At 65.9% G+C, this 12,335-nt stretch carries 10 protein-coding genes; 1 reads left to right on the top strand and 9 read right to left on the bottom strand.

Translation table 11 applies throughout. The features are described from left to right. Positions 1-7: 7 nt before the first annotated feature. The 9 genes from G473_RS0105400 to G473_RS25220 form a co-directional block, all read right to left on the bottom strand. Positions 8-1,654 (bottom strand): M28 family metallopeptidase, encoded by a 1,647-nt coding sequence (locus G473_RS0105400; protein WP_029012267.1) that lies wholly within the window; start codon positions 1,652-1,654, stop codon positions 8-10. Between the two features lie 102 nt (positions 1,655-1,756). Further along, positions 1,757-2,341, bottom strand: coding sequence for a hypothetical protein (locus tag G473_RS0105405; RefSeq protein ID WP_029012268.1), 585 nt, complete (start codon positions 2,339-2,341; stop codon positions 1,757-1,759). A 174-nt stretch (positions 2,342-2,515) separates the two neighbouring features. After that, positions 2,516-6,088 (bottom strand): double-strand break repair helicase AddA, encoded by a 3,573-nt coding sequence (gene addA, locus G473_RS0105410; protein WP_035705393.1) that lies wholly within the window; start codon positions 6,086-6,088, stop codon positions 2,516-2,518. Positions 6,089-6,137: 49 nt separating this feature from the next. Continuing rightward, entirely contained in the window at positions 6,138-6,875 is a 738-nt protein-coding gene (gene lepB, locus G473_RS25210) for a signal peptidase I (protein WP_051329907.1), read from the bottom strand. 143 nt (positions 6,876-7,018) lie between these two features. Next, the gene (gene ptsP / locus G473_RS0105420) at positions 7,019-8,833 is read right to left on the bottom strand and encodes a phosphoenolpyruvate--protein phosphotransferase (protein ID WP_425411553.1); all 1,815 of its coding nucleotides are present in this window, start codon (positions 8,831-8,833) and stop codon (positions 7,019-7,021) included. 205 nt (positions 8,834-9,038) lie between these two features. After that, positions 9,039-9,332 carry an HPr family phosphocarrier protein gene (locus G473_RS0105425; protein WP_029012271.1) on the bottom strand — a complete coding sequence of 98 codons (294 nt, stop codon included), beginning with the start codon at positions 9,330-9,332 and terminating at the stop codon, positions 9,039-9,041. Between the two features lie 16 nt (positions 9,333-9,348). Further along, positions 9,349-9,753 (bottom strand): PTS sugar transporter subunit IIA, encoded by a 405-nt coding sequence (locus G473_RS0105430; protein ID WP_029012272.1) that lies wholly within the window; start codon positions 9,751-9,753, stop codon positions 9,349-9,351. After that, on the bottom strand, positions 9,750-10,727 hold the full coding sequence (rapZ, locus tag G473_RS25215; protein WP_084437644.1) for an RNase adapter RapZ: 978 nt from the start codon (positions 10,725-10,727) through the stop codon (positions 9,750-9,752). The genes G473_RS0105430 and rapZ overlap by 4 nt, the downstream gene beginning before the upstream one ends. Continuing rightward, positions 10,724-11,281, bottom strand: a complete 558-nt coding sequence (locus G473_RS25220; RefSeq protein ID WP_342665646.1) for an HPr kinase/phosphorylase — start codon at positions 11,279-11,281, stop codon at positions 10,724-10,726. Before G473_RS25220 ends, rapZ begins: the two co-directional genes overlap by 4 nt. Positions 11,282-11,528: 247 nt before the next feature. Here G473_RS25220 and G473_RS25225 point away from each other — a divergent pair, with 247 nt between their 5' ends. Next, positions 11,529-12,335, top strand: a complete 807-nt coding sequence (locus G473_RS25225; protein ID WP_035705396.1) for a TSUP family transporter — start codon at positions 11,529-11,531, stop codon at positions 12,333-12,335.

Consider the following 12,335-nt stretch of genomic DNA (forward strand, 5'->3'; position numbering starts at 1 on the left):
GTTCTGCTTATTGCCGTTGATCGGCGCTGGCATCGCGGGCGGGGCGGAACTCGCTGTCCCCGCTCCAGTTCGGCCAGTCACGGCCGGCGGCCAGCCTGTGCCCTACAGCATAGAGCAAATCCAGATCCTGCCGTGCCCCTTCCAGGTTCCAATCCGCAGACCATTCATCGGATTGCCGATGGTAATGCTGGCGGGTGTACTCATCGCTCCATTTCTTGCCGGCCTCCCGGCCGCCTTGCAGCAAATCCTGGCCGGGACCGAAGGAGATGGCGGGCACGCCCTGCTTGGCGAAGGGGAAATGGTCGGACCGGAAGAAGCCGCCAGCCTCCACCTTCGGGTCGGGCGTATAGGTACGGTCGCGCGCCTTCGCCTCTTCCACCAGCAGGTCCAGCAGGCCCAGGCGGGCCTGGCCGGAAATGGTGAAGTCCCGCGCCGGGCCGGCCCCGATGATGGAATCCATGTTCAGCACGCCGGCCGTACGGGCCAGCGGCCAGACCGGGTTGGCCGCGTAATAGGTGGAGCCGAGCAGCCCTTTTTCCTCTGCCGTCACGGCCATGAACAGCACGGAGCGTGGCAGGGCAGGTGCAGCCTTGAAGGCCCGCGCCAGTTCCAGCATCCCGGCAATGCCGGAGGCATTGTCCAGCGCACCGTTGAAGATGGTATCCCCCGTTGCATCCGGTGCGCCCACGCCCAGATGGTCCCAGTGGCCGGAATAGATCACCGTTTCTTCCGGATGAAGTGTGCCAGGAAGCAGGCCCAGCACATTCTTGGAAATGATGGTTTCCGGCTTCACCTGATAGCGCGCATCCAATGTCGCCTTCAGCGGCATGGGACGGAAGGTGGGGCTGCGGGCTTCCACCCGCGCCTTCTCGAAATCAAGGCCCGACGCCTTGAACAGTTCCACCGCCACATCGCGCTGAATCCAGGCTTCCAGGGCCGTATGGGCGGCCTTGGGATCATCGCGCACAATGTCGAACATCGTGTTGGTGTTGGAACTGGCGACCGTGCCCCAGCCATAGGAGGCGGGCTCGCTCTCATGCACGATCAGCATGCCGGCGGCACCCTGGCGGGCGGCTTCCTCGAACTTGTAGGTCCAGCGGCCATAATAGGTCATGGCCTTGCCGCCGAACCGGCCTTCCGGCCCTTCGAAATCCGGATCGTTGACCAGCACGACAAGGATCTTGCCGCGGACATCCATGCCTTTGAAATCGTCCCAGTCGCGTTCCGGCGCCCTGATGCCATAGCCCACGAACAGCAGCGGCGCGTTCTGTAGCGAAATGGCGGTGTCGCCGGTCAGGGCCGCCCGCACGGCCACCTCCTGGCCTTGCGCCAAGGCGCGACGGGTTCCGGCGATGGTCAGGCTCACCTGGGGCGTGCCGGTAATCTCGGCCTTCAGCAGCGGCACATCCTGGGTCCAGGCCCGCTTGCCATCGGGGCCCATCGTGCCGCCCGGTTCCAGCCCGGCTTCCCGCATCCGTTCAATCAGGAAATCGACTGTCTTCTTCTCCCCCGCCGTGGCGGGGGCGCGCCCTTCAAAGGCATCACTGGACAGGGTGCGGATATCGCCGGAAAGGCGCTGCATATCGAACCGGGGTTCGGCAGCGAAGGCGGCGGTGGCGGACAGGGCCACCGTCGCAAGAAGCAGGAACCGCATAAGCTGAAAACTCCCCCAGGAACCAAACATATGTTTGATATCAGCCCTGAACGGGCTTTTCCATGGGGCAGGTCAATGGCCCGCCTGATGCGGGCACAAGGATCAGGGCTGGCCCTGCTGCATCACCAGGATGGGGAACAGGTTGGTGCGGATGGCCGGTTCAAGCTGCCCGTCCAGATCGGTCACCAGATCATTGACCAGGGCCGCCATGGTCTTTTCCCGTTCGTTGAGGCTGATATCCTCCGTCACGGTGGTGGAACGGGCGACGGCGGCGGATGCGCTGCCGGCATAGCCGCGCGCGGTGCCATCGACCACAATCTCCACCCGGATGCGGCCTTCATATTTCTGCGACTGGTCCTTGGTGAACCAGCCGCGAATACCCTTGGTCCGCTCCAGATCCTGCTCCACGATGGCGGCATCATGGATGATGACGCGGGCGCGGCCCGCCGTGCCGCCTGCCTTCAGCCGCTGCGACACCCACAGCCGAACCGCGTTGGACGGGGTCAGCGGCAGCAGATGATCGACATTCGGCTCCTTCATCGGCGGCACATAGGCGCTTTCCACTTCGATGGAGACGACATCCAGCGTGATTGGCGGCTTGGACGAGAAATCCAGATTGGTCTGCGCCAGCGCCGGCAAGGCTACGGCGGAAAGCAGCGTGGCGATGAACAGGCGACGGAGCATCATGGGTAATCCTGGGGGATGGGCGAGGAAGAAAAGAATGCCGGTCATTGATGGCCGTGTCATGGCGACGATGCCACCCCGGTTCCGGACATCGGATACTGCAAGAACGTCTGCATATCGGAAAGGATGGCATCAACCAAGGTGTTTAGCGGTCCGTTTGTCCCCACCATGGCGGTTTCACCCCCCTCTGGCGCCCGGCACCCGGCTTCCCGGCAGATGCAGGTCCAAAAGCCCGTCCGGCAGTTCCATCGTGTAGGGTCCATCGGTCCAGAGCAGCAGGCAATGCAGGGAGCGGCCGGGATAGAGCTGGCGCATCGCCTCCCGATAGGCTGCCATCTGCTGCAAATAGACGATGGGCACATCCTCGGCCCTGCGGGGCGGGGGCCGGTTGGTCTTGTAATCGACGATCCAGACATCGCTGTCCGTCACCTGCAACCGGTCGATCTGGCCGGAAATGGCCCATTCCCCCACCAGCCCTACCACCGGCACTTCCGCCCGGCTGCCGGGCGCGAACAGGGGGGCAAAGCGCGGATCGGTCAGCACGGCCATCGCTTCATCGGCGATTTCCCGCTGTTCATCCGGTGACAGGTCATGGGCCGGGCGGGCCAGCCAGGCCCTGGCGCTGTCATAGCGGCGGGCGGGATCGGTATCGGGCAGCACCTGCAACAGCTTGTGCATCAAGGTGCCGCGCCGGTAGCGCCAGCCATCATCGGCGCCCAGCGGCGACCGCACGGCGGGATCGGGCCCGTCCGGCTGCGAAGGTGTCAGCGGTTTGGACGGGGTGGGATCACGCGGGGCGGCGGCACGCACCCAGCCCGGCAGAGCCAGCGCGGGGCCGGTGCCTTCCGGCGGCGGCTTGGGCGGGGTGACGGTGACCGTCTGCACATCGCGCAGGGCCAGCCCTTCCCCGCTCCACCCGGCGGGGGAGATGGTGGTGAAATCGAACGGGGCCGGCTGAGCCATCCCGGCCAGGGCCTGCTCCACCAGCCGGTACCAGCTTCCCGGCCCGCCGGATTTGGCCTGCTGTTCCCAGCCGCAGATGATCAGCCGGTCCTCTGCCCGCGTCAGGGCGACATAGAGCAGGCGGCGATATTCCTGGTCACGCCGCTGGTCGGCGGCGGCCCGCACCTCCCGGCTGGTCTTATCCTCCATCGACCGGCGCGGGGCGTAAAGCGGCACATCCGGCCCGCTGGCCTGGCTGCCACCAATCTCGGGCCACAGGATGCGCGGGCTCATGTCCGGTTCGCCCATCGTATCGGGCAGGAAGACGATGGGCGCCTGCAGCCCTTTGGAGCCATGGACGGTCATGATCCGGACCAGCCCGTCGCCCTCGCCGCCACCGGCCTCCAATTCGCGTTTCACCTCCGACTTGGCGGCTTCCAGCCAATGGATGAAGCCCTGAAGGGAGGCGACATGCTCCCGCTCGAAGGTCAGGCAGGCGGTCAGGAACTCATCCAGCGGGTCAATGGCTTCCGATCCCAACCGGGCCAGGATGGCGCGGCGGCCCGATCCTTCCCCTTCCGCCGGGTCGGCGGGACAGGGCCGGGTCAGCAGGCCGGCGAACAATTCATAAGGGGCGCGGTAATCGGTATCGGCCAGGATGGCGCGCAGATAATCATGCGCCGGGGCCAGGGCAGGATCGGTCTTGGCCTTGGTGGTCAGGGCCATCCACAGGCTGCCGGGGCGGTCATGGGCGACGGTGAAAAGCTGTTCCTCGCTCAACCCGATCAGCGGGGATTTCAGCAGGGTGGCCAGCGTCAGATCATCTTCCGGCAGGATCAGGAAGCGGCCCAGCGCCATCAGATCCATGACGGCCAGTTGCTCGGTCAGCACCATGCGGTCGATACCGGCCACGGGCACGTCACGATCCTTCAGGGCGCGCACCAGATGGGTGACGAACTGGTTGCGCCGGCGGACCAGCACCATGATGTCGCCCGGCCGCACGGGCCGCGCCTTGGGCTCCAGCATCTCCTTGTCGCGCAGCCAGCAGGCAATCTGGTCGGCCATCACGGCGGCCAGCCGGGCGACCGGCTTGTCCGCCTGTTCCGCCGTCACGGGCGGGGCCCAGGGGGTGGGTTCCACCGCGTCTGCCGGGCGAACCAGGGGCCATATCTCCACCCGACCCGCCATGCCCCGGCGGAAGGGGATATGGCGCACCTCCACCCCCGTCGCCGCCACGCCGTCGCGGGCGATGCCGGCGGCAAACACCTGGTCCACCGCCCGCAGCACGGCGCCGACCGACCGGAAGGAGGTTTGCAAGTCCACCACCTGCCAGTGCCGCTGCGCCGCCGTAACGCGGGCGGCGAAATGGGCGCGCATGCGGGCAAATTCAGCCGGATCGGCGCGCTGAAAGCTGAAGATGGATTGCTTGTCGTCCCCCACCACGAACAGGGTGCGGATTTTATCGTCGCTGGCGGACAGGCCGGCGAAAAACTCCTCCGCGATGCTTTTCACCACGGACCATTGTTCGGGGTTGGTGTCCTGCGCCTCATCGATCAGCACATGGTCCAGGCCGCCATCCAGCTTATACAGCACCCAGGCGCAGGCATCGGCCCGACCGGTGGCGGCACCCTGGCCGGACAACAGAGCCGATGCCGACAGGATCAGATCGTCAAAATCCAGCAGGGCGCGGGCATCTTTCAGCCGCTGATAGGTGCCCAGCATTGCATCGCCCAGCCGCAGCAGGGCCCCGGTATAGGTGGCCACCTGTACCCGGCGCAGTTCTTCCAGCAGCGCCACCAGCCGGGCGGCTTCACGTTGCAGGATTTCCAGCGCCATCGGGTCGGCTTCCGCTGGCTTCTTGGTCATCAGGCTTTTGCGCGGTTCCAGCTCCGCCGTCAGCAGGGCCGGCAGATAGGCACGCCAGGTGGCGGCACGGGCAGCCTCATCCCGGTCCAGCCACGCCTGCAGGGCAATGCCGCGCTCAATATCCGTCTTGGTGCCGCCGGCCAGCACGGTGCAGGCCCGGCGCAGCCCCACCATGTCGAACGCCCCTTCGGCGCAGGCCCGCGCAATCAGCGTCGCCTCATTCTCATCGCCTTCCACGCCCAGCGTGGCGCGCAGGGCGGCGATGGTGGGGGCCAGCCCGCCATGGGCATCCAGGATGCGGCGCAGGCGCCCGCGCTCGGCCGTGATATCGGCCAGAAGCTGGTTGAAATCATCCTCCGATACCGTGCCGGCCAGCAGGGAGACGGCCTGGGCCAGATCGCTTTCCGGCTCATACCGCCCGACCAGCAGCACGGACTGTTTGGCTTCTTCCAGCAATTCGGTGGCGGTGCGGTCGTCCATCACCTCAAAATTGGGGGCAAGCCCGGCTTCCAGCGGGAAGCGGCGCAGCAGCGACTGGCAGAAGGCATGGATGGTCTGGATCTTCATGCCGCCCGGCGCATCCAGCACACGGGCGAACAGCCGCCGCGCCGCCGTCACATCACCCCGCGTCGGGGCCTTGCCGGTCAGCGACTCCAGGTTGGCGCGCAGCTTGTCATCATCCGCCACTGCCCAGACCGACAGGCGGTCGGCGATGCGGTTGGACATTTCCGCCGCTGCCGCCTTGGTGAAGGTCAGGCACAGGATGCGCGACGGCTCCGTCCCCGCCAGCATCAGGCGCAACACCCGGTCGGTCAGTACCTTGGTCTTGCCCGTACCGGCGGAGGCACCAACCCAGACAGAGCTTTCCGGGTCCGACGCCCGGCGCTGCAGGACATTGGGGTCGGTGGAACGGTCGGGGGCGGTGGCGATATCTGTCGGCATGATGGCGGCAACAGTAGCGGGATGGGTGGGGGATGGTCCAGTCCCGGGCTTAACCATCCACCTTGCGGGCCAGCCGATCCCACCAGCCACCGCCGGGGCAGGTTTCGCCGTCAGGCTGGCAGGGCGACCGGGTGAAGGCCACCCTGTCAACCCGCCCAAGCAACCGTTCCACCGGGATCATGCCCATGCTGGCAAAACGGCTGTCGGCGGAATTGTCGCGATTGTCGCCCATCACGAAGATATGGTCGGGCGGCACCTGATATTCCGGCGTATTGTCGGCCAACTCGGTATCGCTGCGTTCCAGAATCAGATGCGGGGCGTGACCGGGAAGGCTTTCCCGATATTCCGTCACCTGTTGCGACCGGCCCTGATCATCCTTGTAGGTATAGCGCCGCGTCTGCACCCGCGGCACGATCTGGCCATTGATGAACAGGCGTCCGGCGCGAACCTGCACCCGGTCGCCGGGCAGCCCCACCACCCGTTTCACCACATCGGCGCTATCCTGGGGGGAGCGAAAGACCACGATATCCGACCGCTCCGGCATCTTTCCGCCCAGCCGCCCCGCCAGTCCTGGCGCACCTGTAACCGGCAAGGGCACGAGCGGGGTGGAGAAGCGGCTCCAGCCATAGGCATATTTGGCGGCATAGAACTGGTCGCCCACCGTCAGCGTCGGCAGCATGCTTTCCGATGGAACGTGAAAGCCGGCCCAGGCCACCGTGTTGAAACAGAGGATCGCCAGACCATAAAGGCCGGCGGGCAACACCCATTCTTTCCAAAGGCGCGACATCTGGCATCTCCTGGGACGGGAGGCCATGGTTTCACCCTCCAGGCGGTGGCGCAACGTCACCAATCCTGTGGTACCGGCATCGGCGCCGTTTTTGGCCCTTTCACCTGCGGGGGCAGATGACAGGAAGGCCGGTTGCCCCGATCTCACCCCAGCAGGTCGTTGAAATCATCCAGCAGGGCGGCGATGCGGCCGCTATCCACTTCGGCCATCATCGTCTCGGCATGGCGGCTGGCCTTTTCCAGGTCCAGGGTCCGCACGCGCCGTTTGACCAGTGGCAGGTTGCCGGGCGCCATGGACAGGTCGCGCACGCCCAGCCCCAGCAACAGGGCGGTATAGCGGGGGTCACCTGCCATTTCACCGCAGACGGAAACCGGGATGCGGGCACGGGCAGCCGCCCCCACGGTGAACTGCACCAGCCGCAGCACAGCCGGGTGCAGCGGGTCGTAAAGATGGGCGACCTGCTCGTCGCCCCGGTCAATGGCCAGGGTATACTGGATCAGGTCATTGGTGCCGATGGCGAAGAAATCGCTCACCTGGGCCAGCGCGTCGGCCGACAGGGCGGCGCCGGGAATTTCGATCATCGCGCCCAGCTTGGGCAAGGTGTCGGGCAGCTTCTCGCCGCGCCGTTGCAGGCGGCGGGCGACGATGCCCATCATGTCGCGCACATGGCGCAATTCCCCCGGTGAACAGATCATCGGCACCAGGATGCGGAGCGGCCCATGGGCGGCGGCGCGCAGCATAGCGGCAAGCTGGGTTTCCAGCAGCTTGGGTTCCTTCAGGCCCAAGCGGATGGCGCGCAGGCCCAGGGCCGGGTTGGCGGGGGTGGCAAAATGCTGGCGCAAGGGGCCGGCCAGCTTCTCCCCCCCGATATCCAGGGTGCGGGCGGTGACCGGATGACCATCCATCTGTTCCACCAGCGCGCGGAGGATTTCGTACTGTTCCTCTTCGCCAGGCAGGTCGTCGCGGTTCATATACAGGAACTCGGTCCGCAGCAGGCCGATACCGGCGGCCCCCACCTCCAGCGCATTATCCAGCTCGCGCGGCAGTTCCAGATTGGCCTGAAGGGTGACGGCGTGCTTGTCCCGCGTGACGGCCGGCACGGCGGCCAGCGTCTTTAACTGTTCCCGTTCCGCCCGCCACAGGGCGCGGCGCTGACGGTATTCTTCCAGCACATCCGGCGTGGGGTTCAGCAGCACGCGGCCAGCGCGCCCATCCACGATGATGATGTCGCCGGTCTGCACGCCTGTCAGCAGGCCGGCAGCGCCCAGCACCGCCGGCAGGCCCAGGGCACGGGCCATGATGGCGGTATGGCCTTCCGCCCCGCCCAGCACCGTGGCGAAGCCGGCGATGCGCTTGGGGTCCAGCAGGGCGGTATCGGCGGGGCTCAACTCCTCCGCCAGGATGATGGAACCTTCCGCCAGTTGCGAGAAGGCCTGGAAAGGCCGGTCCAGCAGGTTCCGGATCAGCCGGCGGCCCGCCTCGCGGATATCATCCACACGGGCCGCCAGATAGGCATCGTCCATGGCGGCAAAGCGCTGGGCCAGCAGGGCAATTTCCTGCTGCACGGCCGCTTCGGCATTCTGCCGGTCCTCGGCAATGCGCCGCTCCACCCCCCGGATCAGGCGGGAGCCGGACAGCATGGCCTGGTGCGCCTCCAGCAAAGTGGCGACGTCGGCAGCCGCAGCATCCGGCAGGGCACCGGCCTTGGACTTCAATTTGGAAAGCTGGCGCCGGGCCTTCTCCACCGCATGGTGGAAACGCTTCACCTCCGCCGCCACCGCCTCCGGTGCCAGCACATATTCAGGCACCTGGGGGGTGCCGGCATCGACCACATGGGCAACACCGATAGCGATGCCGGACGACACGCCCAGGCCGCGCAGATTGCGCGGGCCCGTGGCGGGCAATGGCATGGAATGGGGCACCCCGCTTTCGCGGGGGCGGTCTGAACGCGGGTTCATCGGCGTTTCCCGGCCTGTGACGGGCGACTGACCGGCCATGCCGGCCCCTTGTTCCGGGGGCGCCCGTCTTATAATCAAGAATGATGAAAAAATATCATGTGCGCGGGCGCACACCGTAAATCGGATTGCACGCCTCGCTCTACAAGGGGGCAGGAACAGGCCACCTGCAAGTGGGTAACCGGATAGGCGTCACCGTCTTGCCGGCTCAATCCTCCCCGAACTTATCCTCAACCAGTTTGGTCAGGGCTTCCAGCACGGCTGCGGCCTGCGGCCCTTCCGCCAGAATCTCGATCGAGGTTTCGATGCTGGCGGCCAGCATCATCAGCCCCATGATTGATACGCCCGATACGGCCGTATCTCCCCGCACCACCTCCACCTGGGCGTCATACTCGCCGGCCAGCCGCACAAACTTGGCGGCGGCACGGGCATGCAGGCCGCGCCGGTTGCGGATGGTGACAACCGCCCGCAGGGCGTTGGGGGAAAGGCTGCTATCGGTCATTTCCTGATTCTCTTTTTCAGCCGTCGGACAAGAGGGCAGAGGCGACATTGATATATTTGCGCCCGGCTTCCTGGGCGGCTTTGACAGCGTCATTCAAATCTTTGCCCGTTTTACGGATCGAAGCCAGCTTGATCAGCATGGGCAGGTTGACGCCGGCAATGACCTCCACCTTGGCGCGATCCATGATGGAGATGGCCAGGTTGGAAGGGGTGCCGCCGAACATGTCAGTCAGCACAACGACCCCCTGGCCATCATCGCAGGCGGCGACGCAGCCCAGAATGTCGTTGCGGCGTTTTTCCATGTCGTCATCCGGGCCGATGCAAACGGCACGGACCTGGGCCTGTGGGCCATGGACATGTTCCAACGCGGCGATGAATTCCTCGGCCAGGCGGCCGTGGGTGACGAGGACCAAGCCGATCATGCGCCTTCCTTCGGTATTTCCCTGGCGGGGGTGCCGCCTTGGTCTGTTGCAGGTGTGACGGCGGATGCTGCTGCCGCCGGCTCCTTGCGGTCAAGGTCGCGATGCGCTTCCCCGACCTTGTATCCCAGCCCCGTCAGCCAGCCGGCCAGGGCATGGGTGATGAAAACCGACCGGTGCCGGCCACCCGTACAGCCGATGGCAATGGTCAGGTAATGTTTGCCCTCCCGCACATAGCGGGGCAGCAGCGGCTCCAGCAACCGGGTCAGGTTGCTGAAGAAATCGGCGTAATCCGGATCCCGCGCCACATAATCGGCCACAGGCTGGTCCAGCCCGCTCATCGGCCGCAGGCGTGGGTCCCAATGCGGATTATCCAGGAAGCGCACATCAAACACCAGATCGGCCTCCCGCGGGACACCCTGGCGGTAGGAAAAGCTGGTAACGAAGATCCGCAACGCCGCCCCATCATCCAGATGGAACAATCCGGCCAGATGGCGGCGCGCATCGTGGATGGAGAAATATGTGGTGTCCACCACCTCATCCGCCGCGTCGCGCAACGGCTGCATGATCACCCGTTCATGGGCGATGCCATCCAGCACAGGCCGGTCAGCCGCCAGTGGATGGGGGCGACGGGTTTCGGTATAGCGGCGGCGCAAAGTGTCGGCATGCGCATCCATGAACAGCAGCCGCACCCGCAGGTCCGGTCGGGCGCGCAGCCGGTCAATCTCCGCCAGCAGGGACTGGGCGTTGAAATCACGGGTGCGGCTGTCGATGCCGATCACCAGCGGCCGGTCATGGGACTGGGACACCAGCGGCTGCAAAAGGGACAGGCGCAGATTATCCACCGCCTCATAGCCCAGATCTTCCAGGCATTTCATCGCCGTGGACAGGCCGCTGCCCGACATGCCGGTCGCAACAACAACGGGCAGGGGCGCTTCAGCGTTGAAGCCGGTGGGATGGGGATCGGTAATGCTCATCCTGCAATCTCTCCGCAGGCCGCCTGCCAGGGGGCCTCACCGGGTACCAGCGGATGTCCTTCACGCCACGCGCGCAGGGCCAGCCGCAGAAAGGCAGGGGCGGAAGCATGGAACGGGTCCAGTTCCAGACGGGGCAGCCGGATGCCCGCCAGATCGGTGACACTGGGCGGCGGCAACCGCTCTGCCGCGCCACCCGGCCGCAGATCGACCAGCAGGGCGACCGGAGCCATCGCGATATGGGGAACGGGCAGGATGCCCAGGCCGCGCACCTCGATCAGCCCGGCCAGATTGGCGGGGGCACCGGCGCTGGCCGTCGCCATCAGGTTTCCACGCCCGTCCGTTGACAGCAGCACACGGTCATCGGCCACCAGATGCGCGCCGCCATCCACCAGCCGCAGGGCAAGGTCTGACTTTCCAGCACCAGACGGGCCACGCAGCAGCAGGCCGGCCCCATCAATGCTGACGCAAGTGGCATGAATCTCAATCATGGTCGTCCATTCATGAGGGGCAGGCCGCGTCGCGTCAACCACCCGGCGATGCGGGTTTTCCGCCATCACCGGCCCTCCTTCTGGACATGCTTCACCCGCATCATGCCTCAAGCCTGGGCCCCGCCTGCCGACAAGAAGGTTAAAGCATTAGCAAATGCACACATTCGTAGCGAGCGCTATTCGCATCCGCGATCAAAGGATGGGCGGGGCCCGCATGGCTGCACGGCGATGATGGCGGAGACCGCCCCCTTCCCCCCTTGCCCCGAACGGGTAGAAAGAACAGGTTTCCCATCGCGCCGGGGCCAGAGCCTGCATGTTTCCCGATTTTCTCACCCCCGATCTGCTGGCCTTCCTGGCTGCTGCCGCCCTTCTGGCCGGGTTTATCGATGCCATTGCCGGTGGCGGCGGGCTGATCACCATTCCTGCCCTGCTGTCTGCCGGCCTGCCGCCGGCGGCGGCCCTGGCCACCAACAAATTGCAGGGCAGCTTCGGCACCGCCATGTCCACCTACACCTTCTGGCGGGCCGGGCAGATTGAGATCAGGCCCATGCTGTTCACGGTCGGCTGCGTGTTCATCGGCGCCGGGGCGGGGACCTTTGCGGTGCAATATGTCGGGGCCGGCTTCCTAACCGCGCTGATCCCCATCCTGCTGGTGGCGATCGCGCTTTATTTTCTGCTCAGCCCGCGCGCCGGGGATGTGGAAGCGCAGGCCCGGCTCAGCCTCAAGGCTTTCAGCCTGACGGTGGGAATCGGCGTTGGTTTCTATGACGGGTTTTTCGGGCCGGGCACGGGCAGTTTCTTCGCCCTGGGCTGCGTGGCCCTGCTGGGCATGAATATGCGCCGCGCCACCGCCAATACCAAATTGCTGAACTTCACCAGCAATGTGGTCAGCCTCGCCGTGTTCGCCCTGGGTGGGGAGATGGTATGGGCCGTGGGCCTGCTGATGGCGGCGGGACAGATGGCCGGGTCCTGGCTTGGTTCCCATGCTGCGTTGCGATTCGGTGCCCGGCTGGTGCGGCCGCTGCTGGTGCTGGTCTGTCTGGGCATGACGGTGCGGCTGGTAGCAAATCCGTCCCACCCCCTCTATGGTTGGGCGCAGTCGCTGTTTCAGACCCTGTGA

It is taken from the genome of Niveispirillum irakense DSM 11586 (genome assembly GCF_000429645.1).
Classification (GTDB): Bacteria; Pseudomonadota; Alphaproteobacteria; order Azospirillales; family Azospirillaceae; genus Niveispirillum; species Niveispirillum irakense.

Coding starts and splice junctions, on each gene's coding strand:
- G473_RS0105400 (WP_029012267.1), bottom strand. CDS start 1,654: ATGCGGTTCCTGCTTCTTGCGACGGTGGCCCTGTCCGCCACCGCCGCC.
- G473_RS0105430 (WP_029012272.1), bottom strand. CDS start 9,753: ATGATCGGCTTGGTCCTCGTCACCCACGGCCGCCTGGCCGAGGAATTC.
- G473_RS0105405 (WP_029012268.1), bottom strand. CDS start 2,341: ATGATGCTCCGTCGCCTGTTCATCGCCACGCTGCTTTCCGCCGTAGCC.
- addA (WP_035705393.1), bottom strand. CDS start 6,088: ATGCCGACAGATATCGCCACCGCCCCCGACCGTTCCACCGACCCCAAT.
- G473_RS25225 (WP_035705396.1), top strand. CDS start 11,529: ATGTTTCCCGATTTTCTCACCCCCGATCTGCTGGCCTTCCTGGCTGCT.
- rapZ (WP_084437644.1), bottom strand. CDS start 10,727: ATGAGCATTACCGATCCCCATCCCACCGGCTTCAACGCTGAAGCGCCC.
- ptsP (WP_425411553.1), bottom strand. CDS start 8,833: ATGAACCCGCGTTCAGACCGCCCCCGCGAAAGCGGGGTGCCCCATTCC.
- G473_RS25220 (WP_342665646.1), bottom strand. CDS start 11,281: ATGGCGGAAAACCCGCATCGCCGGGTGGTTGACGCGACGCGGCCTGCC.
- lepB (WP_051329907.1), bottom strand. CDS start 6,875: ATGTCGCGCCTTTGGAAAGAATGGGTGTTGCCCGCCGGCCTTTATGGT.
- G473_RS0105425 (WP_029012271.1), bottom strand. CDS start 9,332: ATGACCGATAGCAGCCTTTCCCCCAACGCCCTGCGGGCGGTTGTCACC.